Annotated in this window: 10 protein-coding genes; 3 read left to right on the forward strand and 7 right to left on the reverse strand. The window is 72.5% G+C overall.

From position 1 onward, the window contains the following. Positions 1–74 precede the first annotated feature (74 nt). Positions 75–1,190, reverse strand: coding sequence for a transaldolase (gene tal, locus GIS00_RS07355; RefSeq protein WP_154767543.1), 1,116 nt, complete (start codon positions 1,188–1,190; stop codon positions 75–77). A 66-nt stretch (positions 1,191–1,256) separates the two neighbouring features. Next, positions 1,257–3,419 carry a transketolase gene (gene tkt, locus GIS00_RS07360; RefSeq protein WP_322097645.1) on the reverse strand — a complete coding sequence of 721 codons (2,163 nt, stop codon included), beginning with the start codon at positions 3,417–3,419 and terminating at the stop codon, positions 1,257–1,259. Between the two features lie 509 nt (positions 3,420–3,928). On the opposite strand from tkt, the gene GIS00_RS07365 reads away from it, so the two are divergent. The 3 genes from GIS00_RS07365 (at position 3,929) to GIS00_RS07375 (ending at position 7,351) form a co-directional block, all read left to right on the forward strand. After that, complete coding sequence (locus GIS00_RS07365) at positions 3,929–4,846, forward strand: heme o synthase (protein ID WP_407666799.1); 918 nt, start codon at positions 3,929–3,931, stop codon at positions 4,844–4,846. Then, positions 4,843–5,205, forward strand: coding sequence for a hypothetical protein (locus GIS00_RS07370; protein WP_154767545.1), 363 nt, complete (start codon positions 4,843–4,845; stop codon positions 5,203–5,205). Before GIS00_RS07365 ends, GIS00_RS07370 begins: the two co-directional genes overlap by 4 nt. Before the next feature lie 115 nt (positions 5,206–5,320). Then, positions 5,321–7,351: a hypothetical protein gene (locus GIS00_RS07375; protein ID WP_154767546.1), complete on the forward strand. Its 2,031-nt coding sequence runs from the start codon at positions 5,321–5,323 to the stop codon at positions 7,349–7,351. Here GIS00_RS07375 and GIS00_RS07380 read toward each other — a convergent pair. The 5 genes from GIS00_RS07380 to mptB form a co-directional block, all read right to left on the reverse strand. After that, positions 7,335–8,132, reverse strand: coding sequence for a deoxyribonuclease IV (locus tag GIS00_RS07380; RefSeq protein WP_322097647.1), 798 nt, complete (start codon positions 8,130–8,132; stop codon positions 7,335–7,337). The genes GIS00_RS07375 and GIS00_RS07380 overlap by 17 nt on opposite strands. 63 nt (positions 8,133–8,195) lie before the next feature. Next, positions 8,196–9,158, reverse strand: a complete 963-nt coding sequence (locus tag GIS00_RS07385) for a COX15/CtaA family protein (protein WP_196073154.1) — start codon at positions 9,156–9,158, stop codon at positions 8,196–8,198. Beyond that, entirely contained in the window at positions 9,149–9,940 is a 792-nt protein-coding gene (locus GIS00_RS07390) for an ABC transporter permease (protein ID WP_154767549.1), read from the reverse strand. The genes GIS00_RS07385 and GIS00_RS07390 overlap by 10 nt, the downstream gene beginning before the upstream one ends. Then, positions 9,937–10,899 (reverse strand): ABC transporter ATP-binding protein, encoded by a 963-nt coding sequence (locus tag GIS00_RS07395; protein ID WP_322097648.1) that lies wholly within the window; start codon positions 10,897–10,899, stop codon positions 9,937–9,939. Before GIS00_RS07395 ends, GIS00_RS07390 begins: the two co-directional genes overlap by 4 nt. Then, the gene (mptB, locus tag GIS00_RS07400) at positions 10,896–12,656 is read right to left on the reverse strand and encodes a polyprenol phosphomannose-dependent alpha 1,6 mannosyltransferase MptB (protein WP_154767550.1); all 1,761 of its coding nucleotides are present in this window, start codon (positions 12,654–12,656) and stop codon (positions 10,896–10,898) included. Before mptB ends, GIS00_RS07395 begins: the two co-directional genes overlap by 4 nt. Positions 12,657–12,739: the final 83 nt, after the last annotated feature.

The following is a 12,739-nucleotide window of genomic DNA, read 5'->3' on the forward strand; positions in this document are numbered from 1 at the left end:
ACCCGGAGCCGGTCGTCGTCTCAGTGCATCACTGCCGTACCGGTCCGGCACCCGCGTGCCGGACCGGGTGCCGCTCAGCTACCGGCGCGGGCCTTCTCCAGGCTCGCGGACACGGTCTCCAGCAGCTCCTCCCACGACTTCTCGAACTTCTCGACACCCTCGGTCTCGAGCACGTCGTAGACGTCGGTCAGGTCGATGCCGATGGCCTCGAGGGCGCTGAAGGTGGCGCTGGCCGCGGCGTAGGTGCCGGCGATCGTGTCGCCGCGGATCACGCCGTGGTCGGCGACCGCGTCGATGGTCTTCTCCGGCGCGGTGTTCACCGTTCCGGGCGCGACCAGTTCGACGACGTACCGGGTGTCGTCGTACGCCGGGTCCTTGACGCCGGTCGAGGCCCACAGCGGGCGCTGCGCGTTCGCACCGGAGGAGGCCAGCGCCTCCCAGCGCTCACCCGCGTACTTCTCCTCGAACAGCTGATAGGCCAGCCGGGCATTGGCGATCGCGGCCTGGCCGAGCAGCGACTTGGCCTCCGGCGAACCGATGGCGTTCAGCCGCTTGTCGATCTCGGTGTCCACCCGGGACACGAAGAACGAGGCCACCGAGTGGATCTTGGACAGGTCGTGGCCGTTGGCCTTCGCCTGCTCCAGACCCGCCTGGTGCGCCTCGATGACGGCGGCGTAGCGGTCCAGCGAGAAGATCAGCGTGACGTTCACGCTGATGCCCTCGGCCAGCACCGCGGTGATCGCCGGCAGTCCCGCCAGCGTCGCCGGGATCTTGATCAGCACGTTCGGCCGGTCGACGATCTTCGCCAGTTCCTGCGCCTGGGCCACGGTGGCGGCGGTCTCGTGCGCCAGCCGCGGGTCGACCTCGATGGACACCCGGCCGTCGACGCCGTTGGTGGCGTCGAAGATCGGCCGGAACAGGTCGCAGGCGTCCCGGACGTCGTCGGTGGTGGCGGCGCGCACGACGTCGTCGACGTCGGCACCCTGCGCCGCCAGCTCGGCGACCTGCTGCTGGTAGGAGGCGCCGTCGGCCAGCGCGCCCTGGAAGATCGTCGGGTTGGTGGTGACCCCGACGATGTGCTTGGTGCGGATCAGCTCCGCGAGGTTGCCGGACAGCAGTCGCTGGCGGGACAGGTCGTCCAGCCAGAGCGAGACGCCGGCGGCCGAGAGATCGGCGAGCGGATCGGACATCTGACGATCACTTCTTCCGTGTCGTGGGTGACGGTGCGGTGCGGTGCTTCGTGGTGGGGCGCGCGGTCAGGAGAGGTCGGCGACCGGCGGCTGGTCGGTCGGCTTCGCGGGCTCCGCGGTCGGACCGGTGGCCGGGGCGGCCGCCGCCAGGGACTCCTTGGCCGCGGCGACGGTGGCATCGGTGGTGATGCCGAACTCCTCGTACAGCTTCTTGAAGTCGGCCGAGGCGCCGTAGTGCTCGAGCGAGATCGGCCGGCCGGCCGAGCCGAGCCAGCGCCACCAGGGCTGCGCGATCGCGGCCTCGATCGACACCCGGGCGGTGACCGCCTTCGGCAGCACCGACTCGATGTAGGCGGCGTCCTGCGCCTCGAACCAGTCCAGGCAGGGGACCGAGACCACGCGGGTGCCGATGCCCTCGGCCTGCAGCGCGGCGCGTGCCTCGACGGCGATCTGCACCTCGGAGCCGCTGGCCATCAGGATCACCTGCAGGTCGCCCTCGGCCTCCTCGAGCACGTACGCGCCCTTGGCCACGCCCTCGGCGTTGGTGCCGGCGAGGACCGGGACGGCCTGCCGGGTCAGGCAGATACCGACCGGGCCGGACTTCCAGGTGTTCTGCTTCTCCAGCACGGCCTGCCAGCCGAACGCCGTCTCGTTGGCGTCCGCCGGACGCAGCACGGACAGACCCGGGATGGCGCGCAGCGCGGCGAGATGCTCGACCGGCTGGTGGGTCGGGCCGTCCTCGCCGAGGCCGATGGAGTCGTGGGTCCAGACGTAGACCGCCGGGGCGCCCATGACGGCCGCGAGACGCACGGCGCCGCGCATGTAGTCGGAGAAGGTGAGGAAGGTGCCGCCGTAGGGCCGGGTCGGGCCGTGCAGCGCGATGCCGGTGAGGATGGCACCCATCGCGTGCTCGCGGATGCCGAAGTGCAGCGTCCGGCCGTAGGGGTTGGCATTCCACTCGGCGGTCGCGGCGTCGGTCGGGCCGAACGAGTCGGCACCCTTCATCGTGGTGTTGTTCGACTCGGCCAGGTCGGCCGAGCCGCCCCACAGCTCCGGCAGCACCGGAGCCAGGGCGGACAGCACCGCTCCGGAGGCGGCGCGGGTGGCGACACCCTTGGGATCCACGTCCCAGCTCGGCAGTGCGTCGGTCCAGCCCTCGGGCAGGTCGCGCTTCTTCAGCCGGTCCCAGAGCGCCTTGTTCTCCGGGTTGGCGGCAGCCCAGGCGTCGAACTTCGTCTGCCAGTCGGCGTGCCAGGCGGCGCCACGGTCCTGCAGGCCGCGGGTGTGCTTGAGGACGGTGTCGTCGACCTCGAAGGACTTCTCCGGGTCGAAGCCCAGGATCTTCTTGGTGGCGGCGACCTCGTCGGCGCCGAGCGCCGAGCCGTGGATCTTGCCGGTGTTCATCTTGTTCGGCGCGGGGAAGCCGATGATGGTGTGCACCTGGATGAACGACGGCTTGTCGGTGACGGCCTTGGCCGCCTCGATCGCCTCGAGCAGGCCGGTGACGTTCTCGCCGCCCTCGACCTTCTGCACGTGCCAGCCGTACGCCTCGTAGCGGGCGGCGACGTCCTCGGAGAGGGCGATGTTGGTGTCGTCCTCGATCGAGATCTGGTTGTGGTCGTAGAAGACGATCAGGTTGCCGAGCTGCTGGCGGCCGGCGATCGAGGACGCCTCGGAGGTGATGCCCTCCTCGATGTCACCGTCGGAGGCGATGACGTAGACGAAGTGGTCGAACGGGCTCTCACCGGGGGCGGCGGACGGGTCGAACAGCCCGCGTTCGCGTCGGGAGGCCATCGACATGCCGACGGCGGAGGACAGGCCCTGGCCCAGCGGGCCGGTGGTGATCTCGACACCCTTGGTGTGCAGGTGCTCCGGGTGACCGGGGGTCAGCGAGCCCCAGGTGCGCAGCGCCTCGAGGTCGGCCAGTTCCAGGCCGAAGCCGCCGAGGTAGAGCTGGATGTACAGGGTGAGGCTGGAGTGTCCGGCGGACAGCACGAACCGGTCGCGGCCCGGCCAGGTGTCGTCGACCGGGTCGGACTTCATGACCCGCTGGAACAGTGTGTAGGCGAGCGGGGCCAGGCTCATCGCCGTGCCCGGGTGACCGTTGCCGACCTTCTGCACGGCGTCCGCCGCCAGGACGCGGACGGTGTCGACGGCGCGGGTGTCCAGGTCGGACCAGTCGTCCGGGTGGTGCGCGGTGGTGAGCGCGGTGATGTCGGCTGCTGTCACAGGTGGAATGCCTCCTCGGCCAGGGCGGCCGCACAGGCCGCGGTCGTTCGTCAGGTGTCGGTACCCACACCTGGCGGTCGCCAGCAACCCTAGTCCCACGCGACGAGGGCTTCATGTCCGGATCGCCCTCGATGTCCGGCCGCCGGAGTCGTTCGTCCGGGGTTCGGGAGCGGTTGGCGTCGTGTTCGCCTGTGTTGCCCCATGTTTCACTCTGTTCGGCGTTGCCCGGGCGCGTCGACGTCCTTGTACGAACGGTCCTCCGGCGTGGTGTCCTGCCTTCGGCGCGGACCGGCCGGACCGTGTCGAAGGTCGCGGTGCGCACCCGGCGGGTCCGTGTCGCCCTGTGTGGGCCGGTCAGGTGTGCGGACCCTAGGATGGGCAGGCACCGACAGCCGCCGCGGCCGGTGCGGGAGCAGCTTGGAGGAAGTGCCTTGTCAGTACCGGCCCCGGGACCGGACGCCCGCTCGGTGTCCACACCCGTCGCTGACCGGGGGACGCTCGATCCGGGGATCCTGGTCGGCGGCCGTCGGAGCAAGGTCACCAGCACCCTGCTGGCTTATGTCGCGCTGACCAAGCCGCGGATCATCGAGCTGCTGCTCATCACCACCATCCCGGCGATGTTCGCCGCCGAGCGCGGCATCCCCGGCTTCGGGCTGGTCGTCGCCACCCTGGTCGGCGGCACCCTCGCGGCCGGATCGGCCAACGCGCTCAACTGCGTGGTCGACGCCGACATCGACGCCGTCATGCGGCGCACCCGGACCCGGCCGCTGGCCCGGCACGCGGTGCCCACCCGCAACGCGCTGGTCTTCGGCATCGTGCTCGGCATCCTGTCGGCCGCGTTCCTGGCGTGGACCACCACCTGGCAGGCCGCGGTGCTGGCCGTCGTGGCGATCCTGTTCTACGTCTTCGTCTACTCGATGTGGCTCAAGCGCCGTACCAGCCAGAACATCGTCTGGGGCGGCCTGGCCGGCTGCATGCCGGTGATCATCGGGTGGTCCGCGATCACCGGCGGCATCGGTTGGCCGGCCTGGGTCTTCTTCGGCGTCATCTTCTTCTGGACGCCGCCGCACACGTGGGCGCTGGCGATGCGCTACCGCGAGGACTACGCCGCGGCCGGCGTCCCGATGCTCCCGGTCGTCGCGACCGAGCGGGTCGTGGTCCGGCAGATCGTCGTCTACTCCTGGGCGATGGTGGCCTGCTCGCTGCTGCTGGTCCCGGCGTCGTCGTGGATCTACGCCGCCGTCGCCGCGCCGGCCGGGCTGCTGTTCCTGGCCACCGCGCACATCCTGCACTTCCGGGTGCTCAAGGGTGTGCCGGCGCAGCCGATGACCCTGTTCCATCTGTCCAACCTGTACCTGACCGTGATCTCGGTGGCGTGGGCCGTCGACGCCGCGATCGGACTGAACGTCGTGGGGTGGCCCTGGTGAGCGAGTCCGGAACCGACCCGGCGGCCGACCCGGCCGATGCCGTGGTGACCGGCACCAAGAAGGACTTCTGGGAGCACTACGACCCGGCGCCGCTGGTGGCCCGATTCCGGGAGTTCGTGCAGGCCCACGGCGCTCCGGGTGTCGGCGTGGTGCAGTACCTCGGCCGGTCCGGCGCCCGCGTCGTCGTGGTCGCCGCCGACGGCCTCTTCACCGATGCCGTGGTGCCGAACGAGGCCGCAGCCGCCGACCTCTGCGAGCAGGCCGGGGTCGAGGTCGAGGACTGGTCCCGCGAGCTCACCGCCCGGATCACCCTGTCACCCGCCGACCGCCTCAAGATGGCCGGTGGGCGGTCTCACTGAACATTGCGGCCCGGGGGCCGCGGATCGCTCGTCTGTGAAGGGATCCCGCGTTCTGCGCTTCTCACTCGTCCCTCGCTCCGATGCTCGACCGCACGATCCCGACGAGCGACCGGTCATGGCAGGCCGGTGGTCGCGGGTCGCCGTGGCGCTGCCGGAGCATCTCCTGCTGGTGCTGTTGGGGACCTCGGTCGCGGTGTGCCTGGCACTGCTGACCGGGACGTTCCGGCCGGCGGTGGTCGTCCCCCTCGCGGTCCTGCTGTCGGTGCCGCTGGTCCGGCTCCGGCATCGCTGGATCTCCCCACAGATCTCACCGAGCACCACCGGGACCGCCGCCGGTGCGGCGGTGGCGGTCGGCATCGCCGTGGTCTGGGTGGTCGTGCAGTGGCAGTTCACCGGCGAGGCCATCGGCGTGGGGCGTGATCCGAGCCAGTACCTGCTGTCCGCGCTCCACCTCGTCGATCATCCGACCCGGGTGGTCTCCGTCGACCCCGGGCTGGTCGACCTGATCCGGCGGGTGCCGGGGCTGGTCGTCGACTTCAACTACGCCGGCCGCACGCCGGACGAGGTCAACTTCGTCCAGGGCACCGGGCTGCTGCCCGGTCTGCTGGCCGTCGGTGGCTGGGTCGGCGGCCCGGCCGCGGTGGTGTCGGGGACGACCGTGCTCGGCGGCTTCGCACTGATCGGCACCTATGCGGCCGGCCGGCTGTTCCTCGGTCCGTGGTGGGGACTCGGACCGGTGGTCGCGCTCGCGGTCACGATGCCGCTGGCAGAGTTCGCAAGGACCCCGTACACCGAACCCGTCTCGCTGGCGCTCGCCGCAGCTCTGCTCGTTGCTCTCCACCACGGGATCCGCCTCGCGGACCCGTGGCTCGTCGGGGTTGCCGGCGCCTTCGCCGGAGCGGCGATGATCGCCCGCATCGACGGGGCACTCACCACGGTGGCGGCCATGGTCGCGTTGGGCGTCGCCGGCATGGTCCTGACACTGCGGGGCGGCACCCGCGTCGGGCGGCTCGTCGCCGCCGGGGCGGCCGGCGCGGCGTTGACCGGCGGGCTCGGCTGGGCCGAGCTCCGGCTGCACAGCCCGGCGTACCTGGACGACCTGGCTGATCAGCTGGACCCGCTGCTGGCACTGCTGCCGGTGGCGGTCGTCCTCGGGCTGGCCGGGACCCGGCCGCCCGTGGCGCGGTGGGTCGCCCGGGTCGGTCGGCGGACCGTCCGATGGCTACCGGCAGTGGCGGGCCTGGCTGTGCTCGTGCTGCTGAGCCGGCCGTGGTGGTGGGCCGGCCACGGGATGACCGACGGCTACGTCCAGGCGGTCGCGGCGCGCCAGGAGATCGCCGGGCTGGAGATCGACGGCACCCGCAGCTACGACGAGCAGACGCTGAACTGGATGGCCTGGTACTTCGGATGGCCGGTACTGCTGCTGGGGCTGGCCGGCGCGGTGCTGTTGCTGCGGCGCGGGTTGCGCCGGCCCGACGCGGCGCTGCTGGCCTGCTGGACGGTGCCCGCGGTGGTGGCGGTGGTGTACCTCAACCGGGTCTCCATCACTCCGGACCAGATCTGGGCCTACCGGCGGCTGCTCCCCGTCCTCACCCCGGCACTGCTGATCGCCGCGTGGTTCCTGGTGAGGGCGGTGACGCGCCGCGTGTCGACGCGATGGGTCCGGACCACCATCACGGCGGTCGCCGTCGCGGTCACGCTCGTCGACGCGGCCTGGTCCTGGCAGGGGCTGTTCCCCGTCCGGGAGGGCACCGGCGTCGCGGCCGCCGTCCGGAAGGTGTGCGCCGCCGCCGACGGCGGGTTGCTGGTGCAGGCCGGCCCGGCCCCGGCGGTGGGCACGCTGCTACCCGCCTACCAGCAGGCGTGCGGCCTCCGGGCGCTGGCGGTGGACACCGCGGATCCCCGCGCGCTCGCTGTCATCGCCGGTGAGTGGACCGGCGGCCCGGTCACCGTGGTCGTCTCGGATCCCTCCATCGCCGTCTGGACGCAGCCGGCGGGAGACCCCGATGTGGTGGTCGACTACGTGGAGTGGGAATCACCGCTGGACCGCAAGCCGTCCGAGGCGGTGCCGCAGCGGCTGCAGCTCTGGATCGGCACGCTCGGCGCCGACGGGGAACTGGCGGCCGGTCCTACAGGCGCTCCCTGAGCCAGTCGATGTCGGCCTTCTGACCTTCCACGCCGCCCGGGGTCTCGACGACCACCGGGGCCTGCGCGGCGGCGACGGCGGCGGCCAATGCGTCGGCGTCCGCGAAGCCGTCGCCCAGGTTGGCGTGGCGGTCGGCGCCGGAGTCGAACTCGTCGCGGGAGTCGTTGGCATGCACCAGGTCGATCCGGCCGGTGATGGCCTTGACCCGGTCGACGATGCCGGCCAGCTCCTCACCACCGGCGTGGGCGTGGCAGGTGTCCAGGCAGAAGCCGACGGTGTCGCCGCCCTTCGCGGTGCCGATCGCGTCCCACAACTCGGCGATCCGGTCCAGGTGCCGGGCCATCGCCCGGTCGCCGCCGGCGGTGTTCTCGATGAGCAGCGGGATCGGCATCTCCAGGCCGTCGATGCACTTGCGCCAGTTGTCGATCCCGAGGGACGGGTCGTCCTTGGCCAGCACGTGGCCGCCGTGCACGATGAGCCCGGCCGCGCCGATCTCCGCGGCCGCGTTCATGTGCTGCTGCAACAGCTTCCGGCTCGGGATGCGGATCCGGTTGTTCGAGGTGGCCACGTTGATCACATACGGCGCGTGCACGTAGAGCCGGATCCCGGCGTCCGCCGCCGCCTGCTTCAGTGCCTCCGGCCCGGCCTCGTAGGCCAGCTCCGGTCCCTTGTAGCCCTGGGGGTCACCGAGGAAGAACTGGGAGAGGCCGGCGCCGCGGGCGGCCGCCTCGGCCACCGGGTCCAGCTGGTCGACATGTGCTCCGAGGACGAGTGCGCTCACGTCGACCAATCTAGGCCCGGGGTCCGACAGCCGGATCCGCGTCAGGAAGCGGGGCAGCCGGGGCTAGACCGGCGCGCCGACAGCGACCGCGGGCCGCTCCCGGGTGGCGAACAGCATCGCCGCCGCCGCGCCGACCAGCAACACCGCGCCGGCCACGTGCGCCACGACCAGCGCCTCCGGGACTCCGGTCGCGTACTGCACCAGGCCGATGAGGCCCTGGCCGGCGGTCACGCCGACCAGGATCCAGGACCGGCGGATCAGCTTCCGCGGGGCCTTCACCGCGAGGAAGCCGACGGTCAGCGCGACCAGCAGGCCGATGTAGGTGAACATCAGATCGGCGTGGATCTGGGCGAGCGTGCGCACCGGCAACTCGAGTCGCGGGGTCTCGGCGTCCCCGCCGTGCGGTCCGGCCGCGGTGACCAGGGTGCCCGCCACGCAGAGCGCGCCCAACACCACCACGGTCACCCGGGCCAGCACCACCAGGGGTTTCGGTACCACCGGCCGGGCCGGGGCGTCCGGCTCGCCCAGCCGCACCACCACCGCGATGGCGAAGAACAGCAACACCAGCGAGACGAGCATGTGCGGGGCGACGGTCCACCAGGTCAGCTCGGTCCGCACCACCACACCGCCCCAGACCGCCTGGAACAGCACGCCGAGCGGACCGGCGAGGGCGAGCCGGACCACGGAGCTGCGCCGCGGGCGCGCCAACCAGGCGAACAGGAAGGTGCCGAGCGAGGCGATCAGCACCACACCGGTCAGCGTCCGGTTGCCGAACTCGATCGCCTGGTGAATGCCCTCCAGCCCGGTGCGGGCCTCCGGGATCAGCGTGCCCGGCTGGCACTCCGGCCAGGTCTCGCAGCCGAGGCCGGATCCGGTGACCCGCACGGTCGCGCCGGTCACCGCGATCCCGCCGTTGGAGATCACCGCTGCCCAGGCGAACACCTTGAGCAGGGTCGGGCTGCGGAACCACGGGCTGCCGGCGGCGGCCGCGCCGGTGGCGGAGGGGGACGTTTCGGTCAGTGCCATCGGAACCACCGTACTGTCCCGACGGTGCCGATCAGGACCCATGCGAGCAGCACCACGGGCGGCAGCAGACCCGGCCCGGTGCCGTCGGTGAGCACGGCGCGCAGCCCGGTGGTGAGGGCGCCGGTCGGGGTCAGCTCACCGATCGTGCGGAGCGCCGACGGGGCGTCCGAGAGCGGGATCACCACCCCGCCCAGCCCGATCAGCACCAGCCAGACCAGGTTCGCCAGCGCCAGCACCGCCTCGGCCCGCAGGGTGCCGCCGACCAGCAGGGCCAGCGCGACGAACGCGGCCGCACCGAGCACGACCAGCAGCACCGCCCACGCGGCGTTGCCGTGCGGCTGCCAGCCCAGCGCCAGCGCGACGCCGCCGAGCAGGATCATCTGCAGCACCAGAACACCGAGGGTGGCCAGACACTTGGCGCCGACCAGCTGCAATCGGCCGACACCGGCCGCGGCCAGCCGCTTCAGCACGCCGTAGCGCCGGTCGAAGCCCGTTGTGATCGCCTGCGAGGTGAAGGCGGTGGACATCACCGCGAGCACCAGGACACCGGGCGTGACCACATCGATGCGGCGGCCGTCGAGGTCGACGAACGTGGTGAGGGTCAGACCGAGCAGGACCGCCAGCGGGATCACCACGGCGAGCAGCAACTGCTCCCCGTTGCGCAGCAGCAGGGTGAGCTCGAACCGGGCCGCGGCGAGGACCGCCCGGCCGGCAGGCGCGGGCTCCGGGCGCGGCAGGAAGGTGCCCGGTGCGAACGTCGCTCCGGGGACAGGTGCGGTCATCCGCGCAGGGCCCTTCCGGTCAGTTCCAGGTAGACGTCCTCGAGCCGGCGCTCACCCGCGTCCAGCCCGGTCGGCATCACGCCCATCCGAGCGCAGAACGAGGTGACGGTGGCCATGGTGGCCGGGGTGATGTCGCCCTCCACCAGATAGCGGCCCGGCCGCGGCTCGCTGACCACGAACCCGTCCGGCAGCGCGGTACGCAGCGGCGCCAGGTCCAGCGCGGTCGGAGCGCCGAAGCGGAGCGTGCGTTCCTGCCCGGCGGTCAGCTCCTCGGTGGTGCCCGAGGCGACCACCCGGCCGTGATCGACGATGACGATCCGGTCGGCGAGCAGCTCCGCTTCGTCCAGCAGGTGCGTGGTCAACAGGATGCCCACGCCGTCGGCCCGGGCGCTGCGCAGCAGGTCCCAGACCAGATGACGCGCCTGCGGATCCATGCCGGCGGTCGGCTCGTCCAGGAACAGCAGCTCCGGCCGGCCCACCAGCGCCATCGCCAGACCCAGCCGTTGCACCTGGCCGCCGGACAGCCGGCGGACCGGCGTGCGGGTGGCGTCGGTGAGACCGAGAACATCCAGCAGCCAACGGGTGTCGAGCGGATCCCGGGAGGATGCGGCGACCAGGTCGAGCATCTCGCCGGTGCGCGCCGAGCCGTGCGCCCCGCCGGCCTGCAACATCACCCCGATCCGCGGCCGCAGCTGTGCGGCCTGCTTCCAGGGATCGAGTCCGAGCACCCGGACGGTGCCGGCGTCGGGCCGGGCGAACCCCTCGCAGATCTCCACGGTGGTGGTCTTGCCGGCGCCGTTCGGTCCGAGCAGGGCCAGCATCTGCCCGCGGGGCAGGGTGAAGGACAGGCCGTCCACGGCGGTGAGATCGCCGTAGCGCCGGACCAGCCCGTCGACCTCGATGGCCGGGCCGGTCGCGGGGTCCTCCGCCGCCGGGTACTCGCTCCGCACCGCACTCACGAGGCATCAGAGTAAGGACTCGCGGCGGCCTCTCCGGCCACCGACCGCCGGGGCGGCCGGCGGAACCGGGCGAGCGGCGAGGCCGGGGCGCCGGCGGGCAACCCGTCGCCGCGGCGCAGCAGCAGCAGCACACCGCCGACGACCACGGCGCCGACCGCCACCGCCTGGAAGATCGTGAACACCGGGATGGTGGCCCCGTTCGGCATGATGATCACCGCGAACACGGTGGTCAGCCAGATGGTCGCCCGCCGGTACCCGGACAGCCCGGTCGAGGCCGCCAGCGGCAGCGCCGCCCACAGCAGGTACCAGGGCTGGATCACCGGCCCGAGCAGCACGAACGCGCCGAGTGCCAGGCCCAGACCCTGGATCGGCTCGAGGATCCGGCCGCTGCGGCCGGGCCGCCAGCACCGCCAGAGCACCACCAGGGCGAGCAGCGCGCCCAGCGCGGTCCCGACCGGCTGCATGACGTCGATGGCCGCGGAGCTGTGGTCGCCGAGCCCCAGCAGCAGCCCGATCTGCCCCGCCCCGGCGCCGAGCGTGGTGGACACCGACAGGAAGCTGCGGACCGATCCCGGGGTGTTCAACGCGCTGATCCAGCCGAGTCCGACCCCGGCCCAGAGCGTCAGCACGGCGAAGACGGCCAGGGTCGTCGCGCCCACCACGAGTGCCCAACGCCACAGATCCGCCCAGCGACCACCGGCGCGCCGGGCCAGCGCGACCACCAGGAACGCCAGCGCCATCGCGGCGGTCGCCTTCACTCCGACGCCCACGGTGATCAGTGCGCTGCCGGCGACGACCCGCAGCCACGGCCGCTCGTGCAGCCAGGGCGGATCCTGCGGTCCGTCGGCCGTGCGCCCGAGCGCGACCACCAGGCCGGCCAGCATGAAGCCGAGCATCAGCGCCTCGTTGTGCGCACCGGCGACCAGATGGAAGAGCAGGACCGGGTTGAGGGCCCCGAGCCAGAGGGCGGCCACCGGGTCGATCCCGCAGCGACGGGCCAGCCGGGGGAGCGCCCAGACGATCATCGCCACCCCGAGCAGTTCGACCAGTCGCTGCACCAGCACCCCGGCCACTACCGAGTCGCCGGTGATCGCGACCACACCGCGGGCGATCAGCAGGAAGGCCGGACCGTAGGGGCTGGTCGTGTGCTGCCACCGGGCGTCGACCTGGTGGGCCAGCGGATCCCCGTCGCCGAGGGCGTCGTACGGGCCCTGGGCGTAGGGGTCGAGGCCGTTGGCCATCATCTGGCCGACGGCGAGATAGCTGTAGCTGTCCCGGGAGAAGATCGGCGGGGTGATCAGCAGCGGGACCGACCACATCGCGAGGGTGTGGGTGAGCTGGGTCCGGGACAGTCGCCGTTCCCGACCGGGTCGGGAGAGCCGGCCGATGAGGAACCAGCAGAGCACCAGCAGCCCGATGCCGGCGTAGGAGCAGGCGAGCGCGGCCGGACCGAGCCGGGACAGCAGGCCGATCACCCGCAGCCCGTCGAGCGGGTTGGGGATCGGGGTGGCCGCACCGTAGGACGAGGTCGAGCCGACCGCCATCAGCAGGGCGCCGACAGTGCCCCAGCGGCGCAGGCGCCCGAGCCGGCGCCGGTCCGCCACGTCCAGCGGCGCCGACGCCGGCACGTGGTGCCCGGGCTCCGCGGCCGGTCGGGCGGGCGGGTCGTCGGCGTGGAACGTGTCGGCTGCGGCCGGGGTGTCGGCGGGCACGATCGGGCCGGGGGCAGTGCCCTTCGCCGCGCCGGTCGAGCTCACCACCGGATTCTATGGTCCGGTCGGATCCGGCCCCCGCGATCGCGAGGCCAGGGCACCCTGCGGTGCCGCAGCCGCGCGTCAAT

The organism is Nakamurella alba (assembly GCF_009707545.1).
Taxonomy (GTDB): domain Bacteria; phylum Actinomycetota; class Actinomycetes; order Mycobacteriales; family Nakamurellaceae; genus Nakamurella; species Nakamurella alba.